Source organism: Azospirillum brasilense (genome assembly GCF_022023855.1).
GTDB lineage: Bacteria > Pseudomonadota > Alphaproteobacteria > Azospirillales > Azospirillaceae > Azospirillum > Azospirillum brasilense_F.
This window is the reverse complement of the sequence record NZ_CP059451.1, coordinates 803,240-818,751: the sequence shown is the minus strand read 5'-3', so window position 1 is coordinate 818,751 and position 15,512 is coordinate 803,240. Positions and strand designations below refer to the sequence as shown.

At 64.9% G+C, this 15,512-nt stretch carries 21 protein-coding genes; 13 read left to right on the top strand and 8 right to left on the bottom strand.

Annotated elements, in window-relative coordinates; all coding sequences use genetic code 11:
• The first annotated feature begins 138 nt into the window (after positions 1–138).
• Entirely contained in the window at positions 139–591 is a 453-nt protein-coding gene (trxC, locus tag H1Q64_RS26420; RefSeq protein ID WP_237906814.1) for a thioredoxin TrxC, read from the top strand.
• A 16-nt stretch (positions 592–607) separates the two neighbouring features.
• Here the strand turns inward: trxC and H1Q64_RS26415 are convergent, their stop codons facing one another.
• On the bottom strand, positions 608–1,420 hold the full coding sequence (locus H1Q64_RS26415; RefSeq protein WP_237906813.1) for an IS5 family transposase: 813 nt from the start codon (positions 1,418–1,420) through the stop codon (positions 608–610).
• 199 nt (positions 1,421–1,619) lie between these two features.
• Between H1Q64_RS26415 and H1Q64_RS26410 the strand changes: the two genes are divergently transcribed.
• Positions 1,620–2,465 (top strand): DUF2279 domain-containing protein, encoded by an 846-nt coding sequence (locus H1Q64_RS26410; protein ID WP_237906812.1) that lies wholly within the window; start codon positions 1,620–1,622, stop codon positions 2,463–2,465.
• Positions 2,466–2,961: 496 nt separating this feature from the next.
• On the opposite strand, the gene H1Q64_RS26405 is transcribed toward H1Q64_RS26410, so the two are convergent.
• Entirely contained in the window at positions 2,962–3,327 is a 366-nt protein-coding gene (locus H1Q64_RS26405; protein WP_237907204.1) for a chaperone modulator CbpM, read from the bottom strand.
• Entirely contained in the window at positions 3,327–4,274 is a 948-nt protein-coding gene (locus tag H1Q64_RS26400; RefSeq protein WP_237906811.1) for a DnaJ C-terminal domain-containing protein, read from the bottom strand. Before H1Q64_RS26400 ends, H1Q64_RS26405 begins: the two co-directional genes overlap by 1 nt.
• A 282-nt stretch (positions 4,275–4,556) precedes the next feature.
• On the opposite strand from H1Q64_RS26400, the gene H1Q64_RS26395 reads away from it, so the two are divergent.
• From H1Q64_RS26395 to H1Q64_RS26345, 11 genes are all read left to right on the top strand, one after another.
• The gene (locus H1Q64_RS26395) at positions 4,557–4,937 is read left to right on the top strand and encodes a DUF5335 domain-containing protein (RefSeq protein WP_119508544.1); all 381 of its coding nucleotides are present in this window, start codon (positions 4,557–4,559) and stop codon (positions 4,935–4,937) included.
• A complete protein-coding gene (locus tag H1Q64_RS26390) occupies positions 4,934–5,605 on the top strand; it encodes an RNA polymerase sigma factor (protein ID WP_237906810.1) in 672 nt (223 codons plus the stop codon). The genes H1Q64_RS26395 and H1Q64_RS26390 overlap by 4 nt, the downstream gene beginning before the upstream one ends.
• Positions 5,602–6,831, top strand: a complete 1,230-nt coding sequence (locus tag H1Q64_RS26385) for a hypothetical protein (protein WP_237906809.1) — start codon at positions 5,602–5,604, stop codon at positions 6,829–6,831. Before H1Q64_RS26390 ends, H1Q64_RS26385 begins: the two co-directional genes overlap by 4 nt.
• A gap of 56 nt (positions 6,832–6,887) precedes the next feature.
• Entirely contained in the window at positions 6,888–7,127 is a 240-nt protein-coding gene (locus tag H1Q64_RS26380; protein WP_237906808.1) for a hypothetical protein, read from the top strand.
• A complete protein-coding gene (locus tag H1Q64_RS26375; protein WP_237906807.1) occupies positions 7,102–7,533 on the top strand; it encodes a hypothetical protein in 432 nt (143 codons plus the stop codon). The genes H1Q64_RS26380 and H1Q64_RS26375 overlap by 26 nt, the downstream gene beginning before the upstream one ends.
• Before the next feature lie 141 nt (positions 7,534–7,674).
• On the top strand, positions 7,675–8,142 hold the full coding sequence (locus H1Q64_RS26370) for a redoxin domain-containing protein (RefSeq protein WP_237906806.1): 468 nt from the start codon (positions 7,675–7,677) through the stop codon (positions 8,140–8,142).
• A gap of 66 nt (positions 8,143–8,208) precedes the next feature.
• Positions 8,209–8,730: a DsbA family protein gene (locus H1Q64_RS26365; RefSeq protein WP_237906805.1), complete on the top strand. Its 522-nt coding sequence runs from the start codon at positions 8,209–8,211 to the stop codon at positions 8,728–8,730.
• Between the two features lie 24 nt (positions 8,731–8,754).
• Positions 8,755–9,489, top strand: coding sequence for a universal stress protein (locus H1Q64_RS26360; RefSeq protein WP_237906804.1), 735 nt, complete (start codon positions 8,755–8,757; stop codon positions 9,487–9,489).
• 39 nt (positions 9,490–9,528) lie between these two features.
• Entirely contained in the window at positions 9,529–11,067 is a 1,539-nt protein-coding gene (locus H1Q64_RS26355) for a DegQ family serine endoprotease (protein ID WP_237906803.1), read from the top strand.
• A 21-nt stretch (positions 11,068–11,088) separates the two neighbouring features.
• The gene (locus H1Q64_RS26350; protein WP_237906802.1) at positions 11,089–11,532 is read left to right on the top strand and encodes a hypothetical protein; all 444 of its coding nucleotides are present in this window, start codon (positions 11,089–11,091) and stop codon (positions 11,530–11,532) included.
• Between the two features lie 9 nt (positions 11,533–11,541).
• A complete protein-coding gene (locus H1Q64_RS26345; RefSeq protein WP_237906801.1) occupies positions 11,542–12,513 on the top strand; it encodes an LLM class oxidoreductase in 972 nt (323 codons plus the stop codon).
• 534 nt (positions 12,514–13,047) lie between these two features.
• On the opposite strand, the gene H1Q64_RS26335 is transcribed toward H1Q64_RS26345, so the two are convergent.
• From H1Q64_RS26335 to H1Q64_RS26315, 5 genes are all read right to left on the bottom strand, one after another.
• Positions 13,048–13,437 (bottom strand): PRC-barrel domain-containing protein, encoded by a 390-nt coding sequence (locus H1Q64_RS26335; protein ID WP_237906800.1) that lies wholly within the window; start codon positions 13,435–13,437, stop codon positions 13,048–13,050.
• Between the two features lie 50 nt (positions 13,438–13,487).
• Positions 13,488–14,003 (bottom strand): DUF1269 domain-containing protein, encoded by a 516-nt coding sequence (locus H1Q64_RS26330; RefSeq protein ID WP_237906799.1) that lies wholly within the window; start codon positions 14,001–14,003, stop codon positions 13,488–13,490.
• 46 nt (positions 14,004–14,049) lie between these two features.
• Positions 14,050–14,652, bottom strand: coding sequence for an Hsp20/alpha crystallin family protein (locus H1Q64_RS26325; protein WP_237906798.1), 603 nt, complete (start codon positions 14,650–14,652; stop codon positions 14,050–14,052).
• A gap of 159 nt (positions 14,653–14,811) precedes the next feature.
• Positions 14,812–15,180: an NADH dehydrogenase ubiquinone Fe-S protein 4 gene (locus tag H1Q64_RS26320; protein WP_237906797.1), complete on the bottom strand. Its 369-nt coding sequence runs from the start codon at positions 15,178–15,180 to the stop codon at positions 14,812–14,814.
• Positions 15,181–15,218: 38 nt separating this feature from the next.
• Complete coding sequence (locus tag H1Q64_RS26315; RefSeq protein WP_237906796.1) at positions 15,219–15,512, bottom strand: hypothetical protein; 294 nt, start codon at positions 15,510–15,512, stop codon at positions 15,219–15,221.

Below are 15,512 nucleotides of genomic sequence, written 5' to 3'. Positions count from 1 at the left end.
ACGCCTCGGTGGGCTGCCTCGAAACGGCAGCCAGCACTGTAAGGCAACGAGGCGGCGGCGGCGTTGACGCCTGTCAAGGCGCCGCGGTTTTGCATGCCGCATCATACGAAACGCCGGCCGCTCCATGAGGAGGATGAAATGTCCGAAGCGCTGCACGTCGTCTGCCCCCACTGCGACACGACCAACCGGGTACCGCGTGCGCGGCTGGGCGCTGGCGGAAAATGCGGCGCCTGCCATCGGCCGCTGTTCGAGGGGCACCCCCTGCCCCTGAACGACCCGAGCCGCTTCGCCAAGCACGCCGAGGGGAGCGACATCCCGCTCCTGATCGACTTCTGGGCCGCCTGGTGCGGTCCGTGCCACATGATGGCGCCGATCGTCGAGCAGGCGGCGCAGCGGCTTGAGCCGCATGTCCGGTTGGCAAAAGTCGATACCGAGGCCGCACCGGATGTCGCTGCGCGTTTCGCGGTGCGAAGCATTCCAACGCTTGCGCTGGTCCTGCGAGGCAGGGAACTCGCCCGGACCGCCGGTGTCATGCCTCTGCCCCAACTCATCGCGTGGACGCAGCAACACGCCGGAATAACGGCGGACTAGGGCGCTTCTGCAAAGGTCAGAGCCATAGAAGGATAGCGGCGACGGTGATCATAGCGAGGTAGTTGGCGGCGTGCTTTTCGTCCCGAGTGGCGATCCGGCGGAACTGCTTCAACCGGCCGATCAGGCGCTCCACCCGGTTGCGCTCGCGATAGGCGGTGCGATCGAACGTCGGCTCCGGGCGCTCGTTGCTCTTGGTCGGGATCACGGGCTGGATGCCGCGGCGGCGCAGGGCGCGGCGGATCACTCCGCTACTGTAGGCTTTGTCGGCGGCCAGCCGATCCGGTTTCAGGCGTGGCCGTCCTCGACCCACACGCCGGATCCAGCCCGTGCCCATGAGTGCGGGGAAGGCCATGCTGTCGTGCACCTCACCGCCGGTCAGCGTGAAGGTAACCGGCTTGCCGAGGCCCTCGGCACGGACATGGAGTTTGGTCGAAAACCCACCACGGGAGCGGCCGAGCGCCTCGCCATCGCATTGCCTTCCGGCTTTCCGGGCACCAGCAGCGTGCTGGTGAGCATGGACAACGGTGCTATCGATGAAGTGCAGCGACCAATCCACCCGCCCTTTACGGTCGGCACGCGCCTGCAAGGCTTCCAAGATCCGCTGCCAGACCCCAACCTTACGCCAGCGATAGAACCGGCTCGACACCGTGCCCACTGGGCCGTAGCACTCCGGCAGATCCTTCCAGGGCGTGCCGGTGCGGTTGATCCAGAGGATGCCGTTGAGGACCCGGCGGTGAGAGTGGCTCGGTCGTCCGGTACGTGGCTTTTCGGGAGGAAGCAGCGGCTCCAGCCGCTGCCATTGTGCATCCGTCAATTCAAGGTGTACCATTCGAACCAGATAGAGGCGAGGAGACCAAGGTCCACCGTTTTCCGGAAAAGCCGTTTTGCGTAAGACAGCCCTTACAGTACCTACCGGGGCAAGAAAAATTCGTTTTTTGGCCGATCAGCGGCAAAGCCGCAAACCCTGGACATGCGAAATCTTCTCCGGTCTACTTATGGAGAGTGGTGCCATTTGGGTATGAGGCGGGATGCAACGTCTGGCTCGGGTTTTCCTCGTGCTTGCCCTCGTTTGCAGACCAGGGTGGGTGTGGTCTGCGGATTGGATCCGCGGGGATTTTTCAGATTGGACCCGCGAAGATAAGGCCTTCTGGCTGAATGTGGGCGTCGGCGCGGTGGCGCTGGGGTGGGGCGCTTGGTCTTGGGACTGGGGAACGTCCGGGCCGCGCTTCCAGGATGAGGGCTGGTTTGGCCGAACGACGGCGGAAGGCGGGGCCGACAAGCTGGGGCACGCGTGGTCGGGCTATGCGATCAGCCACCTATTCGCCAACCGCTACGAGCACTTCGGCTACAGCCGAACCGAGGCGGCACGCTACGGCGCGTTATCGTCGCTGGGCGTCATGGGGCTGATCGAGGTCGGCGACGCGTTCAGCGACGACTACGGCTTTTCCTATCAGGACATGCTGTTCAACGTGGCAGGAGCGGCGCTGGGCTACGTGCTGTGGGAATATCCGGAGATCAAGCGCAAGGTAGACTTCCGCGCCGAATACGACCCATTCCCGAGCGGCAAGCGCCAGGTGGACATCACCACCGACTACCAGCGCACCAAGTACCTGCTAGCAGTGAAGGCGGACGGCTTCGACGCGATCGAGAACCCTTGGCTGAAGCACCTGGAGTTCCACGTCGGCTACTATGCCCGCAACTACGCCGAATACCAGCCGGGCTCCGCCGATCAGCGGGAACGGCACCTCTACATCGGCCTTGGGCTAAACCTGACCAAGCTGCTGTCACCGCATGTCAATACGGGAGGCGTGCTGAACTACGTGCAAGTGCCCTACACCTACGTCACCTTGGACCGCAACCTGGACCGGCGATGATCGTATATCGGGCAGTGATCCGGGATGGTATCGATAATGAATTTTGCGGAAAGCCCGTAAGCCAACAGTAGCGTTCAACCGTCAATGGGTCTTCCTGGCAGATACATCCACAACCCGCCACCGGTTTGCAGAAGCGCCCTAGGGGATACTCCTGAGGACGCACCGCAGCTCGGAAACACGGGGAGTAATTTGACGAATGTCATGGCACAAGAGGTCTGCCCCGCTACACTTGAGCCATAACGCATCGTTGCGTTTCCTCCTGGATACTTACGGCCACTCCTCCCACGAGTGGCCGCCTTCTTTTCCGCTCCACCCAGCCGTCTCCACAGAGGTCCAGTAAAGGATCACCTCGCCATCCACGAACACATCGTGGCGATATCGTCACGCGTGCCCACGCGACCGTACGGGGTGAGCGGCCCGAGGCGGCTTGGGACTCCGCGGCAGCAAGGCGCCGGTCGATTGCGGTGCCGACGCCTGGGCGGATCGAACGCCATCCTCAAGCACCACCGCGCTCCGGGTCGGCATCGGCGCCATCCATCGGCGGTGCGCTCGCGCGTACAGCAACCAGGAGCGCCCAGCGGACCTCCTCCGGTTGAGCGTTGATCGCCTTGTACAAAAGTTTCATCTGCCGCCGCACGCCGTAGAGCTGGTCGAGCAGCGAGAGCACCAGCGGCAGGGCGTCATCGTCAATTGCCAACTCACGCAACTCCGCAACCAGACGCGTGCGTGCAACATCGATCTCATGAAAGACATAAGCACCCGGCCGCCCTTCCGGCCGGATCCAGCGGTTGTCGATCCATCGATCGAGGTCCGCCGCTTCGAGGTCGGCGAAGGACCGTCGCAACTCATTTAGTGTCATCATCACGGCGTCATCCCCAGTTTGCGGCGCGGATCGAACGGATGCTTGGGCGCCCAGTTCCGCAGGAAGTCCTTGAACTCAGCATCGTCAGCACCGGGCCCGACCTCGACCTTCAACGTGACGTACTGATCGCCGGCCGGCCGGCCACCGCGCCCCGCCGGCACTCCCTTGCCGCGCAAGCGCAGCACCCGACCGGTGTCCGAGCCCGCGGGCACCGTCACCGTCACCGGCCCGGTCCGCGTGGGTGCGGTGATGGAGCCGCCCAGCACCGCCTCCGAAAGCGTCACGGGCACCTCGACGTGCAGGTCGTTGCCGACGCGTTTGAAGAACGGATGGGGGGTGACGCGGACCTCGATCAGCGCATCGCCCGGCGAGCCGCCGCCCAGACCGGGATCACCCTGCTCCTTGAGCCGCAGCACCTTGCCATCCTCGATACCGGGAGGGATCGCAACGTCGAGCGTCTTTCCGTCCGGCAATTGCAGCCGTTGCGTCGTCCCATTGATCGCGTCGAGGAAGTCCACCGTCAGCACATAGCGGCGGTCGGCACCGCGCAGCCGGATCTCCGGCCCGGCACCGCCACCGGTGGCCCTGGTGCGAAACCGGTCACCGAAGAGGTTCGCGAACAGATCGCTGAAATCGTCGGATTGCTCCTCATCACCACCGTAGTATCTGCCGCCGTTCCGCCCCTCGGCGAAGTCACGGTAATAGGAGTAATCGGGCCGTCGCTCTGCGCCCGAGGCATCGATCTCGCCGCGTTCATAGCGGCCGCGCTTGTCCGGATCGGAGAGAAGCTCGTAGGCCGATGACACCGCCTTGAAGCGCTCCTCTGCCTGGCTGTTGCCAGGGTTCAAGTCAGGATGGAATTTCTTGGCGAGTTTGCGGTAGGCGCGACGGATGCCGTCGTCGCTCGCGTCCCGCTTCACCCCGAGCACCTCATAGGGGTCTTCCACGACGATGCCTCCAGCAACAGGAACGGAATGTCAAGCAATTTGTTTAAATGATTTTCAAAGAGAAAAATGTATTCATCTGATTATTCAGGAGCGACGATACACAAACCCCCATACGCTCACAAATATACAAAACCATAACCCCTGCTCACCTCCAACAAAATGACATCCGTCAATTTGACATCCGTCAACGCCATACCGCACATACTAATGCATACTTTCTTCCAGCGCGACGACTCCTTGACAGCCGGCGCTGCAGGCAAAACCCGATTGGGGAGGTAGCCCATGGCCCTCCAGAAGCTCGACAAGGCGGAATGGCACAGCTTTCTCGATTACCTATCGAAAGGCCTCGTCGGCAAACGCACCGAGATTGAGGTCGCATCCCTCGCTCTTGGTCAGCAGATCGAGGCGGAGTGGCTGCCTCTGCTTGGGATCGTTTACGATCCCAAGGACGATGTCATCGAAGTTGCCCTGGAAGGCGTCGACCACATAGTGAACCGGCCACGGGAACTGTACGTCGATCTCGCCGTGGGCAACCTGGCGAGTCTGGAAATCGTTGATGCCGACGACAACCGGCAGATCATCACGCTGCGCGACCCGCTGATGCTGCCGCCCCCATCGGAAGCCCACCCGAGCGCCCAACAGGGCCAGGAGCGGTCACGGTGACGAAAACAGCTCCATCGGAAACCGGGATGGCTGCAAAGGCGAACTGGGAGGCTGCGTTGCGCGGCGACCGTGCCGCCTTCCAAGCGATCGTGACGCCGCACCTGAAGGAGCTGTTCGAGGCGGCGCGGCGCGAGTTGCAATACCGCGTTGCCATCGGCGACCTCAGCCCGGACGACCTGACGCCGGAGGAACTCGCCGGCGAGGTCTTGATCCGGGCATGGCAGGATCGCCACCGCCGGCCGCCGGGCGTGGGCACGAGGGCATGGCTGCTTGCCCTGCTGTTCCGGGTCGTCGTCGACATCGTTCGGCGCGAGGCCCGCTTCAGGAATCTGGCGAAGGTGTCGCTCGAAGCGCGGGTGCCGGCCGAACCGGTCTACGACGATGACGAGTCGTTCTGGGAGTGGTACCAGCCCGACGAGATGACGCGCTGGGAGGACGTGGTGCAGGACCGGTCCTCAATGACTCCGGAACAGGCCGCTGCCGCTGCCGAAGCGTTCACCCGTTTGCTCGATCCGCGCGCGCGCCACGTCTTCCTTCTGGCCGAGGTTTATCGCGTGCCCTTGCCCAAGGCCGCCATGGCGCTCGGGTTGTCCGTGCCAGAAGCGGCGCGCTGGCTCGCCGACGCTGTCCGCGAGGTCAAGCCTGAAGGGAAAGGACAGACGGAATGAGCGTTCCATCCGTATCCGTCACCGTACACGACCGCTACACGCCCGAACTCCGCGACAGAATCGTCGCGCGGCTTCGAACGTCCATGGACGACAGGACGGCCTACCGCCTTCTGACACCCGGGCATTTGCGGGAACTCGCCAAGGTCGAGGCGCCGCAAGCGCCGGTGCTGAGCGTGTACCTGCGGCTCGGTCCTGATCGGCGGGTCGGCAATGCTTGGCGTTCCGCCTATTCGAGCCTCGTCACGCCCATGTTGAAACAAATTGACAATGGGCGCGCACGGCAGGAGTTGGTCGAGGAGTTCAGTCGGATCGAGCATACCCTGCACGACGCGTTCCCCACGATGGGCCGCGGGGCCGCGTTCTTTGTCTGCCGGCCGCTTGGCCTGTGGCGGCAACTCGCACTTCCGCTGGAGTTGCCCGACGGCGTACATGTGGGCAGCCGGCCCCACATCCGCCCGCTGGTGCGGACACAGGACGAGCACGACCGCTTCGTCCTGGTGATCCTGTCGCAGGAGCACAGCCGCTTCTTCATCAGCCAGATCGGCGTGGTGGAGGAGGTGTTCCAAGTCAGGGGCGACCGTCTGCACCAGATGCTCTCCGACCGCGTGCCGCGTGACCGCCTCGACGTCCTGGTGACGGACGCCAAGAAGATCGAGGCCAAAGTGCTTGCCCACGTCGCCGAGATGGTCCTGTCGCAGTTCGAAGGCCGTTACCTGCTGGTCTCGGCGCAGCATCCGGCGCTTCGCACCGCCTTCATGGAGCAGCTCTCCAAAGCGGCCCGGCAACGCGTCTGCGGCGCGTTCTCCGTCGAGGCCCATGCGCGGCCGGCCGAAGTAGCGACCGCAGCCGAACCGGCGCAGCGTGCCGTTGAGGAGCGCGAGGAAGTCGCTACCATCCAACGGATCATCGACGCCGCTCCGAACAGCGCCGCCTGGGGTGTGCGCCCGACGCTCGAGGCCCTTTCCGTGGGGCGGGTGATGACCTTCGCCGTCGACGACATGTTCGCCAAGCCCGGCACCCGTTGCGGCAACTGTGCCGCTTTGTGGGAAACGGTTGTCCAGCAATGCCCGAACTGCGGCAGCAGCGCGGTCGAGCCCGTCGAGGATGTGGTCGAGTTGGCGCTCGAGAAGGCCCTCGCGGAAAGGGCGGCACTCGAGTTGGTACGCAGCGACCGGGCGCGTCAGTTGCTGCGCGACCGCGGCCCGATGGCGGCGCTGCTGCGCTGACGATGCACCGGGCACGCGATGCTCGGGTGGGGCGAAATCCATAAAGGAGCATGGCAATGAACGGGCCTTCCGACACGGTGATCGAGCGGGTCAAGGTGCGCGAGGTGGCCGGCGTACTCCGCTCGCCCGATGCGCTCGATGCCGCGGCCGACGCCTTGCTTTGCGGAGGCTTCGACCGAGCGGACATCGACCTCATGGCCCACCCCGACACGATCCGGGAGAAACTTGGCGGCGTCTATGCGCCCGCCGAGGAACTTGCCGATGTGCCGGATGTGCCGCGCCTATATCGCGCATGAGGACGTGGCCACCACCACGGCGCTGGTCGCCGGGGCCCTCTCCTACGTCGGCGCTGCGGCTGCGGCGCTTGGGGTCGTCGCCTCGGGAGGAACGTTGGCGCTGGCCCTCGCGGCGGCCGCCGCAGGCGGGGCGGCCGGAGGCGGCGTCGGTGCCTTGATCAGCCGTGTTCTCGGAGCGGAGCGGGCCAGGGAACTCGAAACGCTGATGGCTGTCGGCGGCCTCGTCCTGTGGGTCCGCGTCCGCACGCCCGAGCAAGAGGAGAAGGCTCAGCGAATCCTGCGCGAGCACGGCGCTGAAGCCGTTCGTGTGCATGAAATCGAGATCGACAAACGTCTCGAGGATCTTCCCTTGGCTTCGCTGCGTCCAGACCCGTGGCTCGGCGACGAGCCGCTTGCAAACCCATAAGCCGATGTCGGGATCGTTCCGACTTACAAAAATCAAGGAATGTTGACGCTCGTCAACGCAACCGTCAGCCACCGCAACATAATCGATTCCATGCACGCAACACCGCGGAGACCATTGCCGTCTGCTCCAGCGAGGTGACACATGTCTCAAGTTTTATCCCCGGGGACTTCGGCTCCCGATTTCACGCTCCATGTCACGCCCGATCAATGCTTGTCGCTTTCTGAATTTCGTGACAGGCCGGTGATCCTTGCCTTCTACCCCGCCGATTGGAGCCCAGTCTGTGGCGACCAGATGGTGCTGTACAACCAGGTCCGTCCCGAGTTCCTGAAACATGGAGCCGAGGTGCTGGGCGTTTCCGTCGACGGCGCGTGGTGCCATCAGGCGTTCGCAAAAGCTCGCAACCTGCACTTCCCGCTGCTTGCCGATTTCGAACCAAAGGGCGGCGTCTCGAAGTCCTATGGGGCCTATCGGGACGGGGACGGGGTCAGCGAACGCGCGCTGTTTGTGATCGACAAGAACGGCGTCATCTTTTGGAGCTACCGCTCGCCGCTCGCCGTCAACCCCGGTGCCGACGGCATCCTCAATGCGCTGGAGCGGTTGCCCAGCTAGACCGGATTCACGTTAGGGGCGACATGCCGTTCATGCCGAACGGACCATCGCTTCGGGAGAGCAGCCATGGCGGTGTTGAAAATGCCGGTCACTTCGAGTGACCACATCCAGGGAGACGCCCACGCCCCGGTTACCCTGGTCGAATATGGCGATTACGAGTGTCCGTACTGCGGGGCCGCGCACCCTCACGTCCAGCTCGTGCAGAAGCACTACGGCCGGCAGCTCCGGTTCGTGTTCCGGCACTTCCCGCTGACGGAAGTCCACCCCAATGCCCAAAGCGCGGCGGAGAGTGCGGAGTTCGCAGGGGCGCATGGGCGGTTCTGGGAGATGCACGACCTCCTCTTCGAGAACCAGGAGCGCTTGGGCATTCCGCTTCTGTTCGCCGCGGTGCGGTCGTTGGGGCTGTCCGAAACCGAGCTCCGCGACGCACTGGCCGAGGGGACATACACGCCCAAGGTCCGCGACGACTTCCTCGGCGGCGTGCGCAGCGGGGTGAACGGCACCCCGGCCTTCTTCATAAACGATCGGCGGCACGATGGCCCGTTCGACTTCCCCCATCTCGTCGCAGCCATCGACACGCAGTTCTAGGCCGTCGGGTCCGGGAGAAGCACCATGCCCATCAAAGACATCCTCGTCCATGTCGGCTCTTCGCCCGCGTGCGCCGATCGTCTCGCCCTCGCCGTCGATCTCGCGCGCCGGTACGACGCCTACCTGATCGGTGCCGGCGCGCCGGAGTCGCCCACCGACGAGGACGGATTCCGGACCATGCTGCGGAGCGCCGGGGTGGTGGGCGAGTGGCGAGGCATCATCGGGCTTCCCGAACCGTTCGTCGCCCGTCAGGCGCGCGGCGCCGACCTTGTCATCCTCGGGCAGCACGATCCCGATGAGCCCACGGGCCTGGACGCGCCGGAGGACGTCATCCTCGCCTGCGGCCGCCCCGCGCTGGTCGTGCCGCATGCCAAACTCATTGAGCAGGTCGGCACGACCGTGCTGATCGGCTGGAACGGCAGCCGCGAGGCGACGCGCGCCGTGCACGACGCCCTGCCGCTTCTGACCATGGCGACCACGGTGACCGTCCTCTCCGTCAATCCGGATCCCGACGAGGACTGGGGGGTCGACGACGTGGTCCAGCATCTTGCGCGGCACGGCCTCACCGTCCGGGCGGAGACGTTCGAGCCGGAGGCACTGGCCGATGCCGATGCCCTGCGGTCCCGCGCCGTCCACATCGGAGCCGACCTCATCGTTATGGGCGCCTACGGCCGGTCGCGCCTGCGCGAAATGATCCTCGGCGGCATGACGCAAGATGTCCTCGAGAACATGACCGTGCCGGTCCTGATGGCTCACTGACCCGTACCCCTGCCTGGCCGATGCAACACAGAGGCCGCCATGCCCAGCGCTTACACCATGCCCAGCCGATCGAGTGCCCGAGCCGCCGCGCTGGCACCGCCCGCCCATGTGCACGCCGTCGGCCTTGCACTGTCGGCCTGTCTGCTGCTGGCGCACCCGGCTGTGGCGCAGCAGCGCGAGGTGCCTCCCACCTTCGCCGACCTCGCCACCGCCAAGCTGCCCGCCGTCGTCACCATCATCGCCTCCAGCGGCGCTCCCCCGGTACGCCAGATGGCGCAATCCGAGCAGCCGGACATCGGCCCCGGCATGGGACCGTTCTCCACGCTGCCGGATTCGCCGCTGCGCGACTTTCTGGAAGATCTGATGCGCCGGCAGACACCGCACCGGGGTGAAGGCCCGGACGCCGCGCCGCGCGACCGGCCTGCCAGGGCGCTGGGCTCCGGCTTCGTCATCGACCCGAACGGTTACGTCGTCACCAACAACCACGTTGTCGAGAATGCCGACAAGGTGGAGGTCACGCTGTCCGACAAGCAGGCCTTGCCCGCCAAGATCGTCGGTACCGATCAGAAGACCGACCTCGCCTTGCTCAAGGTCGACCCCAAACACCCGCTGCCCAGCGTGCAGTGGGGCGACAGCGACCGATCGAGGATCGGCGACTGGGTGCTGGCCATCGGCAACCCCTTCGGTCTCGGCGGCACCGTGACCGCCGGCATCATCTCGGCCCGCGGCCGTGACATCGGTGCGGGTCCCTACGACGACTTCCTGCAGACCGACGCCGCCATCAACCAAGGCAACTCCGGCGGCCCGATGTTCAGCCTTCAGGGAGAGGTAATCGGTGTGAACACCGCCATCTTCAGCCAAAGCGGCGGCAACGTCGGCATCGGCTTCGCCATTCCGTCGGGCTTGGCAAAGCCCGTCATCGCCGCGCTGCGCGACAAAGGGCGGGTGACGCGCGGCTACCTCGGCGTCATGATCCAGCCGGTGGGTCCGGAGGTCGCCGATGCTCTCGGCCTCAAGGACCGCTCGGGCGCGCTGGTCGCCGACGTGTCCAAGGACGGCCCCGCCGCCCTGGCCGGTATCCAGCCGGGTGACGTCATCACCGACTACGCCGGCAAACCCGTGTCCGAGCCGCACACCCTGACGGGGTTGGTGGCGCAGACCAAACCGGGCGACACCGTCCCGATCGCGGTGCTGCGCGACGGCCGTGCGATCCCGCTGAACGCCCATGTCCTGGAACTGCAACCGACCCGGCAGGCCGAGGCACAGCCGCAGAACCCCGGCGAGGGCAAGTTGGGTTTGGCGCTGGCCCCGGTGACCCCGGAGCTGCGCAAGGAGTACGGGCTCGACCCCGACGCCCAAGGCGCGGTGGTGGTCGATGTGGCACCGAACAGCCCGGCCGCCGGTGTCGGCCTGCAACCCGGCGACGTCATCACCCGCGTCGGGCAGGCCCCGGTGACCGGTCCCGCCGATGTGGCCAAGGCGGTGGAGGAGGCGCGCAAAGCCAAGAAGGACTACGTGCTCGTTCTGCGTCGGCGTGAGGATGGCGCCCTGTTCGTGCCGCTGCCGGTCGGCAGTTGACCAAAAAGGGAGACCCAGACCATGCGGACACTGATTCTGCCATTACCGATTCTGCCGTTGCTGTGCGCAACCGTCCTGATGACCGCAAGCGCCTGCGCCCAGCATGAAGACCGTCGATACGCCGCGGCCGAACCCATGCCCGCGGCACCCGCGTTGGTCGGCCTCGTCGTCCTGTCGGAGGATGGGTCCCGCCGCGTGGGGGTCGTCCAGGATGTGGTCGTCGGCACCGATAGCCAACCGGCCGAGATCGTCGTGGCGAGCGGTCCTCCGGCGGTTCCCAAGGCTCATCTCGTGGCCGTGAGCCCGGCGAACACGCGCTATGCGCCGGAACGGGCCGCCGTCGTCCTCGTGGACCTGACGCCGGAGCAATTCGCCGCCCTTCCCCCCAGGACGGTCGAGGATCGCATGATCTCCATGCGGCTCCCCGGACCGACAAACTGGTTGAGCGTGACGTCACCTCGGTAAGGAGCTGCCATGCTGGAGGCAAACACGACGGCCCGGCCGGGCGATTCGAAGGGCTTCCGGCGGATGTTCGCGCCGGGCCGGTTGACGCTCGGCGTCTTCTTTCCCATCGAGGCCTTCCAACGCGACGAGCCGACCATGCGCGACCAGGAACGCCTGGCCAAGCGGGCCGAGGAATTGGGCTTCGCCGCGCTCTGGGTGCGGGACGTGCCGTTGCGCGACCCGTCGTTCGGCGACATCGGGCAGGTCTACGATCCGTGGGTCTATCTGGGATGGATCGCGGCGCAGACGCGCGACATTGCGCTCGCCACCGGTTCCATCATCCTGCCCCTGCGCCATCCGTTGCACACGGCGAAGGCGGCCGCTTCGGTGGATCAGCTTTCCGGCGGCCGCCTCGTGCTCGGGGTTGCGTCCGGCGACCGACCGGTCGAATTCCCGGCGTTCGGCGTCGACATGGACAAGCGGGGCGCCCTCTTCCGCGAGAGCTTCGCCGTTCTGCGCACCGTGCTCACCCAGAACTTCCCCCGCATCCAGTCCTCCTATGGCGTGATGCAGGGAACCACCGACCTCGTGCCGAAGCCGGTCGGCGCGCTGCCGATCCTGATCACCGGCACCAGCCGGCAGACCCTGGAATGGATCGCCGGGCATGCCGACGGCTGGATCACCTACCCGCGATCCCTCGCGCAACAGGCGGAGCACGCCGCGCACTGGCACGCCACCGTAACGGCCATGAGGCCGGGCGTCTTCACGCCGTTCGTGCAATCGCTCTACATCGACCTGACCGCGGAGCCGGACCACCCTGCCCAGCCGATTCACCTGGGCTTCCGCGGCGGCCGGAACATCCTGTTCCAATTCCTCGACGCGTTGCGCCAGGCGGGCGTCAACCACGTCATTCTCAACGTGAAGTACGGCGCGCGCGACGCGGCGGAGGTGATCGACGAGATCGGCCGGAACGTGCTCCCACGTCTCAATGCCGCCCCGTGAGCATTGATCGAGAGGGGCATGCCGATGGGCGCCATCAGGTGCCTCATCAGAAGGTCGAAAAGACGGAAAGCGCCCTCCCAATCCTCGGCCTGAGGATCTTTGCGATCGGGATTGATCGCCTTGAACGTGTCAGCGAGAGCCACGCCAAGTCTGCCGGAGTCTGCCGGTCACGGCGGAGAGCGGGGTCTCGGCTTCATTGCTGTAGTCGAGATCGAGCGGGGCCGCGCGGTCAGGCCATCCAGAATGGGCCATCCAGAATAGAGCGCAGTTAGACCTCTTCGTCGCTGCGCTCGCAGTCATGAATGCGCTCATGCAGTCTTCGGTGATCAGCAGGTCAAATGGTTCTATAATATCGCGACCATTTGACTTCACTGTGTGGCCTGATAACGCAAGAGAGGATTGCAGCCCCTTTGGCTGACAAAGTCACCGAAGCGCTTGATAATTTCCTTATCGACGTCCAACCACGCGGCATTGCGAGAGAAACATTTGGACTTGGCCACACCCATCGCTGACTCTCACCTCCGGCCGGGCGTATCAGCCGTACTTGAATTCCGGCAGTTTCTTGAGTTCATCCTTCGACGCTCCCGGCAATGTGATCTTCTTGCCGGTTTCGTCCAACTGCAGGTCGCTGAACGGGACGGCCACCAAGTGGGCACCGATGCCGAGGAAGCCGCCGACCTCGAGCACCGCGAAGAGCACCTTGTCCCGTCCGATGATAATGTCGTCGAGTGCGCCGATCTTCTCGTTCTTGTCGTTCACGACGGACGTGCCCGTCAGCTTGCTCGCGCGGTAGCCCGCCGCGACGGCCTTCACATCGACGACGACCAACGCGACGGCCTGCGACAGCGCCGGCCAGGGGGTTTGGACGGCCAGAATTGCGGCGCCAAGCCCCGCTGCCGCCAGAATGCTCCGGAACGATTTCATTGTTGCTCTCCCGAGTTTGTGTGGACATTGGGCAATACGGCCGACCGCCGTCAGGCGGCCTGCTGCATGGTTTGGTTCCGCGCCTCGCCCATGAGCGCGGCCTGGATCTTCTCCTCCTGCTCTTTGGGCAGGGAGGTGCGCAGAACCTTGCCGCCGTAGCGGCTGATCTCGGGCAGGACCTTGTCCAGCCGCGCCTCGCGGACGAGGATAAACAGCGCCGAGGTGCCGGGTTCGAAGGCTTCGCCGAGTTCACGCATGAAACCGTCATCGATGCCGATGTCGGTGAGCGCGCCCGCCAACGCGCCGCTGGCCGCGCCGGCGGCAACCCCGAGCAGCGGGTTCAAGAACAGCATGCCGACCAGAAGGCCCCACAGGCTTCCGGAGGCGATGGATGCCGGCATGATGTTGTAGGTCTGGCTTAGCCGGACCTTGCCGTCCTTGCTCTTCGTCACGACAACCGCGTCTTCCAGATCGACCAAGTACTCCTTCTGCAAACGCAGGAGCGTCGAACGGACCTCCTCCGCTTTGGACTCCTCGTCGTACGCGATGACGATCAGGTCGCTCATGGCCTTCTCCCTTCCGATGATGGGGTGTTCGACGCGCGGATACGCGTTACCGGGTGCCCGCGCCGGCCTTGGACGCCGGTTCCTCCTGGGATGCGTTGGCGGTGCGCATTTCGTCGGCGGCGCTCTTCAGCTTCTGTTCCGAAGCGCCCGGCTGACCGGCCCCCTTGACCTCGATGCGGCTCGTGCGCGGCTGAAGTTCCGTTGGCTTTGGCAGAGCGATCGTCAGCACGCCGTTCTCGAAGTTGGCCTGAACCTGTCCGGGGTCGACCTTGAACGGCAGGCGGATGTTCCGGGCAAACGACCCGTAGGCGCGTTCCACCAAGTGGAAATTCTCCTTGTCCTCGTCGCGCTCGACCCGCTTCTCGCCGCGGATCGTCAGCAAATCCTCGGTGGCCGTGACTTCGACGTCCTTCGGGTCGACGCCGGGAAGCTCGGCGCGAACCTTGATGTCGCTCTCGCTTTCGCTGATGTCGATGCGCGGCGCCATGATCGCCGGGGTCTCCGCCGTCTGCACAAACCCACCGCCGCCACGGGCGGCCTCACTAAGCAGACGGCCCATCTCGCGCTGGAGCATCGCGAAGGGATCGGCGCCCGACCTCGCAAACGGCGAGCCTCCGAAGAGCGATGGAAGTTGGGAACGCTGCGCCATGGCTGTCCTCCTTGATGTTTCGTGTTTCTTTGAAATGATGGTTTCAAAGATCCGAACAAATAAATTCCACATAGGACACAAACGAATGCCGACAGGCCAACGCTTTTACGGCACATCCTCCTTCTAATGTCTCGAAATTAGGACGGATCTGGCCAACCGCTACTTAAATTTGTCCGAAAAATTCTTTGAGATCGTCTTCCTTTTCGGCGACTCCTCAACCTGGAAGCGCCAGCCGTGCCGCTCGGCGAAGGACACGGCGCTGTCCAGATCCGGAAAGGAGACCTGGATGTGGGCGAAGGGGTCGGCGCTCCCGGTCCAGCCCATGACCGGATGCGGAAACGGCGGGTTGGTCGGCTCGAACTCCAGAACCCACTGCTTGCGACCGGGCCCCGATTGCGTGACGGAGGGCGACGGCCGGTGGATGTAGGCCATCGGCACGGCGGTCGTCGCCGGCAGCGACACGCCCGGCATGGTCGGCGGCTTTCGCCAAAGGTTGTGATCGCGTGGGTGCGGCAGCCTGAAAGCCATGCCCTGCCTCCGCTTTTTGCAGCCGGTCCTTGCGCTTGCTAGACATTGTCGAAGATCGTGTCGAAGCGCGTCACGTCGTAAAACTTGGTCGAGGGTTGATCGTCCATGAGGTGCGCAATCCGTTGCCAAAGCTTCAGGACATCGGGCATGGCCGCCTCGGCGCTCCACACCGAGTCATGGATGGCGACGACCACGACCTCGTCCCCCTGAAGGGTGAACCAGTGCTTCAGACCCTTCAGGGCATGAATGTCGGCCGCCATCCCGTCCCGCAGGCGGAACCATTCGTCCCTGGTTCCCAGCTTCAAACGGAACCGCGTCATCCGGGCGTACAT

Bases quoted from the DNA above. Each gene is read 5' to 3' on its own strand.
- H1Q64_RS26365 (WP_237906805.1), top strand. From the start codon at position 8,209: ATGGCGGTGTTGAAAATGCCGGTCACTTCGAGTGACCACATCCAGGGA.
- H1Q64_RS26410 (WP_237906812.1), top strand. From the start codon at position 1,620: ATGCAACGTCTGGCTCGGGTTTTCCTCGTGCTTGCCCTCGTTTGCAGA.
- H1Q64_RS26405 (WP_237907204.1), bottom strand. From the start codon at position 3,327: ATGATGACACTAAATGAGTTGCGACGGTCCTTCGCCGACCTCGAAGCG.
- H1Q64_RS26355 (WP_237906803.1), top strand. From the start codon at position 9,529: ATGCCCAGCGCTTACACCATGCCCAGCCGATCGAGTGCCCGAGCCGCC.
- H1Q64_RS26320 (WP_237906797.1), bottom strand. From the start codon at position 15,180: ATGGCTTTCAGGCTGCCGCACCCACGCGATCACAACCTTTGGCGAAAG.
- H1Q64_RS26325 (WP_237906798.1), bottom strand. From the start codon at position 14,652: ATGGCGCAGCGTTCCCAACTTCCATCGCTCTTCGGAGGCTCGCCGTTT.
- H1Q64_RS26415 (WP_237906813.1), bottom strand. From the start codon at position 1,420: ATGGTACACCTTGAATTGACGGATGCACAATGGCAGCGGCTGGAGCCG.
- H1Q64_RS26385 (WP_237906809.1), top strand. From the start codon at position 5,602: ATGAGCGTTCCATCCGTATCCGTCACCGTACACGACCGCTACACGCCC.
- trxC (WP_237906814.1), top strand. From the start codon at position 139: ATGTCCGAAGCGCTGCACGTCGTCTGCCCCCACTGCGACACGACCAAC.
- H1Q64_RS26370 (WP_237906806.1), top strand. From the start codon at position 7,675: ATGTCTCAAGTTTTATCCCCGGGGACTTCGGCTCCCGATTTCACGCTC.
- H1Q64_RS26380 (WP_237906808.1), top strand. From the start codon at position 6,888: ATGAACGGGCCTTCCGACACGGTGATCGAGCGGGTCAAGGTGCGCGAG.
- H1Q64_RS26335 (WP_237906800.1), bottom strand. From the start codon at position 13,437: ATGAAATCGTTCCGGAGCATTCTGGCGGCAGCGGGGCTTGGCGCCGCA.
- H1Q64_RS26315 (WP_237906796.1), bottom strand. From the start codon at position 15,512: ATGTACGCCCGGATGACGCGGTTCCGTTTGAAGCTGGGAACCAGGGAC.
- H1Q64_RS26360 (WP_237906804.1), top strand. From the start codon at position 8,755: ATGCCCATCAAAGACATCCTCGTCCATGTCGGCTCTTCGCCCGCGTGC.
- H1Q64_RS26350 (WP_237906802.1), top strand. From the start codon at position 11,089: ATGCGGACACTGATTCTGCCATTACCGATTCTGCCGTTGCTGTGCGCA.
- H1Q64_RS26330 (WP_237906799.1), bottom strand. From the start codon at position 14,003: ATGAGCGACCTGATCGTCATCGCGTACGACGAGGAGTCCAAAGCGGAG.
- H1Q64_RS26345 (WP_237906801.1), top strand. From the start codon at position 11,542: ATGCTGGAGGCAAACACGACGGCCCGGCCGGGCGATTCGAAGGGCTTC.
- H1Q64_RS26375 (WP_237906807.1), top strand. From the start codon at position 7,102: ATGTGCCGCGCCTATATCGCGCATGAGGACGTGGCCACCACCACGGCG.
- H1Q64_RS26395 (WP_119508544.1), top strand. From the start codon at position 4,557: ATGGCCCTCCAGAAGCTCGACAAGGCGGAATGGCACAGCTTTCTCGAT.